At 53.8% G+C, this 5,494-nt stretch carries 5 protein-coding genes and 1 tRNA gene; 1 reads left to right on the forward strand and 5 read right to left on the reverse strand.

Features of this window, described 5'->3' with window-relative positions:
- The 5 genes from H8Q75_RS02945 to H8Q75_RS02965 all read right to left on the reverse strand — a co-directional run.
- The coding region (locus tag H8Q75_RS02945) for a D-alanyl-D-alanine carboxypeptidase (RefSeq protein WP_297040359.1) at positions 1–731 on the reverse strand (731 nt) is incomplete at its 3' end.
- A 7-nt stretch (positions 732–738) separates the two neighbouring features.
- Positions 739–945, reverse strand: a complete 207-nt coding sequence (locus H8Q75_RS02950) for a DUF2839 domain-containing protein (protein WP_024125360.1) — start codon at positions 943–945, stop codon at positions 739–741.
- A 114-nt stretch (positions 946–1,059) separates the two neighbouring features.
- The gene (gene leuS, locus H8Q75_RS02955) at positions 1,060–3,627 is read right to left on the reverse strand and encodes a leucine--tRNA ligase (protein WP_024125361.1); all 2,568 of its coding nucleotides are present in this window, start codon (positions 3,625–3,627) and stop codon (positions 1,060–1,062) included.
- Between the two features lie 84 nt (positions 3,628–3,711).
- Complete coding sequence (locus tag H8Q75_RS02960) at positions 3,712–4,410, reverse strand: response regulator transcription factor (RefSeq protein WP_024125362.1); 699 nt, start codon at positions 4,408–4,410, stop codon at positions 3,712–3,714.
- 51 nt (positions 4,411–4,461) lie between these two features.
- The gene (locus H8Q75_RS02965) at positions 4,462–5,067 is read right to left on the reverse strand and encodes a hypothetical protein (RefSeq protein ID WP_024125363.1); all 606 of its coding nucleotides are present in this window, start codon (positions 5,065–5,067) and stop codon (positions 4,462–4,464) included.
- 318 nt (positions 5,068–5,385) lie between these two features.
- Between H8Q75_RS02965 and H8Q75_RS02970 the strand changes: the two genes are divergently transcribed.
- Positions 5,386–5,459 (forward strand) — tRNA-Met (locus tag H8Q75_RS02970).
- Positions 5,460–5,494 lie beyond the last annotated feature (35 nt).

Here is a 5,494-nt window from a genome sequence, read left to right on the forward strand (position 1 = left end):
ATTTCTGCAATTCCATTGTTGCTGTAGATATTCATTTGCCGCACAATTTCCCCTAAGGGAAGGGAGCGGTGCTCTAGGCGAATCGTGACATTGGCGGGGATCGTCCCTTGGAAGCGTGTTCCACCGGCAATACTCACTTGGGGGCGCGGTTGTTCCTTGAGGTGCTGCCCATAGGCCGCTGCAATTTCGGGGGTCCACCGGCGATGATCGAGGGCCAGTTTGAATAGCTCTGCGCTGATCTGGGGGTCAGAGTAAAAGTTCATGATAAAGGGAGGGACGATGACTAAGTTCCCTTGCACTTGCTGAATTCCCAAGCGATTGAGGGCATTGCCAAGGGCGATCGCCTCCTCCCACACAAACAGGGGATCATTGCCGCCAATCAAGACCAAATCCCCCCTGAGGACACCATTTTGTAGCCTGCCTGTCGTGCCAATGCGAGTGAGAAACTGATGCTCAAAGGGGTATTTGTCGAGAACAGCAAGGCTCGTGGCGATTTTGGTGACCGATGCAGCAGGAAGGGGGCGATCTCCCTGGTGGTTTACAAGTAACTGCTGGGCACTTTGAATCCAAATCCCCTGTTGGCTGGGGGCAAAGCCTTCTTCAGCTAGCGTTTGCAGGTAGCGATCGCGATACTGATACAGCGCCGCATGATAGGGAAAAATCACTGCTTTGAGAGCCTCAAAGGGCGGCTGTCCCCAGTACCATGCTACTGCTGCCAATAGCTCCAACATGGGCCCTCTAATTCACCGTCAATTCCCACCAGCCAAAACTGGGGCCGATAAAACGCACTGTTAACCAAATCACCACCAGTAGGCCAATCCCCAGCCACGTTCCTCGCGTCACCCATTTCTGAATCAGCAACAGTTGCTCCTTTTTTAGCCAGCCCCCCTGTTGTTGACCGTAGGCCTCACCGAGGGTTTCTTTGCGCCGCTTTGCCTCACCCATAGTTGCTGCGAGAACAGTTACAGTCCTTATCCTAGAGCTTTTGGGGAGCAATGGTGAGCAATCTTGACAAGTCCTTGACAAGTCTCTAGAGCAACCGCCGCCAAGGGCTTACCTTTAGGACTCTAGGACGAAGTTCACCAACTTGCCCGGCACAACAATGACTTTTTTAATGGTTTTACCCGCGAGATAGCGCTGGCCAATCTCTGAGTGCTTGGCAGCTTCCTCAAGTTCGGCTTGGCTGGCAGCGGCTGGCACTTGGATCGCGCCACGGGTTTTACCCATGACCTGAATGACAAGGGTAATTTCATCGGCAACGAGGGCAGTGGGGTCTGCTTTTGGCCAAGGCTGGCGGTGAATTGAATCAGTGCCCCCCAGTTGGTGCCAAAGTTCTTCGCTGATGTGGGGGGCAAAGGGAGCAAGGAGGGTGAGTAGGGTTTGGATGCCTTCGCTATAGACCCCAGAGGTGTAGCAGTCGGCACTGCTGAGGGCATTACTGAGTTTCATGAGTTCAGCAACAGCCGTATTCAGTTGATAGTCACCTTCAATGTCCTCACTAATTTCTTTAATGGCTGTGTGAATGGCACGGCGCAGATCTTTTTCGGCTTTGGTTAGGGTTGTGGGCAGGGGTTGCCCCAGCCGACCCCCCTTGGCTTTGAACGTTTGTACGAGTCGCCAGACGCGGTTGAGAAAGCGAAACTGCCCTTCAACGTCAGCATCGTCCCATTCCAGGTCTTTTTCGGGGGGCGCTTTGAAGAGGATAAACATCCGCGCTGTGTCGGCACCGTACTGTTGGATGACATCGCCGGGAGCAACGCCGTTGTACTTCGACTTGGACATTTTCTCATAGACCACCTCTAGGGCTTCCCCTGTGTCGGGATCGGTGGGTTGGTTGAGATCGGGGATGCGGCTGGGAATGATGTATTTACCAGTGCGCGGATTTTTGTAGGTGCGCCCTTGAACCATGCCTTGGGTGAGCAGTCGCTGAAAGGGTTCACTCACATGCACGAGCTGGCGATCGCGCAAGACTTTGGTAAAAAAGCGCGAGTAGAGCAAATGCAGAATGGCGTGCTCAATTCCCCCCACGTACTGATCCACCGGTAACCAGTCCTTGATGGCTGCGGGGTCAAAGGGGGCTTCACTGTTGCGGGCATCAGCGTAGCGGAAGTAGTACCAAGAGGAGTCAATGAATGTGTCCATGGTATCCGTTTCCCGCTGGGCCGGCCCACCACACTGCGGGCAGGGGACATCGCGCCATGCAGCAAGCTTCGCCAAGGGAGAAGGCCCGCGACCGGTAAACTCCACGTCTTCAGGGAGGAGCACCGGTAATTCTGAGCGCGGCACCGGCACTGGCCCACACTGCGGACAGTGAATGATGGGAATGGGGACGCCCCAATAGCGTTGGCGGGAAATGAGCCAATCCCGCAGCCGATACTGCACTTGCGCCCGTCCCCAGCCTTGAGCCGCTGCGTATTCGGTAATCGCTACTTTAGCTGCGGTGGAGTCCATGCCATCAAATTGACCACTGTTGATCAATCTCCCCGGCTCTGTATAGGCGGCCTTGGGGCGGGCACTGGCTTTGCCGTCTGGGGGGATAATCACTTGGCGGATGGGGAGCTTGTGGGCTTTGGCAAACTGAAAATCCCGCTCATCGTGGGCAGGTACGCCCATCACGGCACCGGTACCGTATTCGTAGAGGACATAATCGGCAATCCAAATGGGGATTGCTTCGCCGGTAAAGGGGTTTAGGGCTTTGCCGCCGGTGGCCACACCCCGTTTGGGGCGATCGCCCGCTGTACGTTCCAGTTCACTTTCCTGTTGCACACTGGCAATAAAGGCTTCGACGGTTTTGCGGCGGCGGCTCGTGGTCACCTTCAGCGTGAGGGGATGTTCTGGCGCCAGTACCACGTATGTTACGCCGTAGACGGTATCGGGACGGGTGGTAAAAACACCAATTTTCTCATTGCTGCCCACAATTGGGAATTCCAAATAGGCACCGGTGGACTGACCGATCCAGTTGGCCTGCATTAATTTCACCCGCTCTGGCCAGCCGGTCAGTTGTTCCAAGTCATTCAACAGTTCCTCAGCATAGGCGGTAATTTTCAGGAACCATTGCTTCAGCAGTCGCCGTTCCACTAAGGCCCCCGATCGCCAGGACCGTCCTTCACTGTCCACCTGCTCATTGGCCAAAACCGTTTGATCCACGGGATCCCAGTTCACCGCTGCCTCTTTCTGGTAGGCCAAGCCCGCCTCAAAAAATTCCAAAAACAGCCATTGTGTCCAGCGGTAGTAGTCGGGGTCACAGGTGGTCACCTCCCGTTCCCAATCGTAGGCGAGGCCAAGACGTTGCAGTTCTTGGCGCATTTGGCCAATATTCTGTTGTGTCCAAAGGCGGGGATGAATTCCCCGTTCAATGGCAGCATTTTCCGCCGGCAGGCCAAAGGCATCCCAGCCCATGGGGTGGAGAACGCGGTAACCCTGCATCCGCCGACAGCGGGCAATGACATCGGTAATCGTATAGTTGCGGACGTGCCCCATGTGCAGATTCCCTGAGGGGTAGGGAAACATGGAGAGGGCATAGAATTTGGGCTTTTGCGGATCGGTGTCGGTGCGATCCAGTTGGCGTGCAGCCCATTCCTGTTGCCACTTGGCCTCAATCACTTGGGGGTCGTAGCGATCGTCCACAACAGTTTTCCCGAAAGAACAGCTTATCTATTGTATCTGGATTGTATCTGGCCCCTCCCCCTCCAAGATGCTGCAACGGTGGCCTTAGCCTTCAGGTGCAGCAACTGGGCGTAGCCGATAGCCTTGACCATAGACCGTTTGAATCAGGGAGGGTTCATCCCTATGCTCAATTTTGCGGCGTAGGAGCCGAATCTGGGCTGCCAATAGGTTGCGATTGACACAGGGCTGATCCGGCCACAGTTGACTGGCAATCAATTCATGGCTGAGCAGTTCCGTCGGGTGCTTGAGGAAGAGCGCCAAAAGTGCCGTTTCCTTTTCCGACAGGCAGATGCACTGTTGTCCCCGGTAGAGCAAACGACCTTCAACATCTAAACGCAAATCCTGCCAGCAAAGAATGGGGGCTGTACACCCCATCGCATGCCGCCGTCGCAGCAGTGCCCGTACCCGTGCTAGCAATTCCCGTAGTTCAAAGGGCTTCACCAAATAATCATCGGCACCGGCATCCAGACCGCATACCCGGTCATCGACTGTATCTCGAGCAGTGAGAAAGAGAACGGGGGTCTCATCACCTGCTTGGCGCCATCGTTGACAGAGTTCTAGCCCTGTGGGCGGGGGTACCATCCAATCCAAAATCAATAGGTGGTAGGGGCGCTGCCTTTGCCAGTAGGCTTGAGCCGTTTCACCATCATAGGCCACGTCAACGTGGTAGCCCTCTTGACGTAGGATGTGACCTAAGGGGTCGGCTAGTTCCGTTTCATCCTCTAGTAGCAGAATGTGCTCCACAATTCAATTGATGGCCGACGGACACCAAAGTTTGAGCAAGGTCTTTTTGAGTTAGGCCGCTGCTTGTAGCAGTTGAGGGGGAACAGGAATTCCTGCTGCCATTGCCTCTGCTGGGAGCGTGGGTAAAAGGCGATAGCAGTAGAGAATAAATTGCTCTAACCACATTTGTAACAGATCTTGCTGCTCCTCGTTGAGGTAGCGATCGGGAGCAGACCCTTGCTCATTGTAAAAGATCTCAACCCGAATGGTGCGCAGCCAGGGATCGTTAGGGCGGCTAATCAACCAGTAATTGCGCACAAGGTCGCAACCGAGGTGATTCTGGACAATCTGGCTAGCCTTCCTAAACCATGGCAGATAGTTTTGCAGCTTTTGTAGGACTGGCGGCGTCAGCAGAGGGCGTACTGGGGATGTCACACCAAGTAGATTGAGGATTTCACCCTCTAGTGTCAAGAGGTAGGCCAAGTTGATGGGCACAGACGCCTTAGTCTGAGAGTGGCACATCAGCAGTGTTGCTAGGGTGGCACGGGTTGCTTCTGGGAGTGCCTCAATCAGAAGCAGAAGCTGGTTTTCGGTTGGCAGGGGGCTCTCAGAGAGCATTGAGGCTTGGTGTTGATAGATTTCTTGGAGTGTACTGAGGAGCGGAGGAGGTAGGCACATGGTTAAAGGAGTGAGCTCAACAAGCCCACTTTAATAATTCACTTTAATAATTTATTTACTTTTGCGGGTTTTGTAAGTTAGCGCTGCTACATTTAGTCTGAGTCAGATAATTAAAATAATCTATTTCTTCAATAGTATAGTATTTTATTTACTGATGGCGCTGTTTCTAAAACAGGGGATAGCTCAAGGGGATGAAATTCTTTTCAATTGGAGCTTTTGCTGTTTTGAGCCCGTTCTATGCAAAAAAGGGTTGTCAATCCGCTGGCGATCGCTTGCCAAGCCCCTAGACAATACGCTATGCTAAATAAGCTAAAGCAACGCGGGGTAGAGCAGTCTGGTAGCTCGTCGGGCTCATAACCCGAAGGTCCATGGTTCAAATCCATGCCCCGCCATTTCAAGTTTTAAACGAATCCCAGAGCCTACTGAC

The organism is Thermosynechococcus sp. OHK43 (assembly GCF_014466085.1).
Lineage (GTDB): Bacteria > Cyanobacteriota > Cyanobacteriia > Thermosynechococcales > Thermosynechococcaceae > Thermosynechococcus.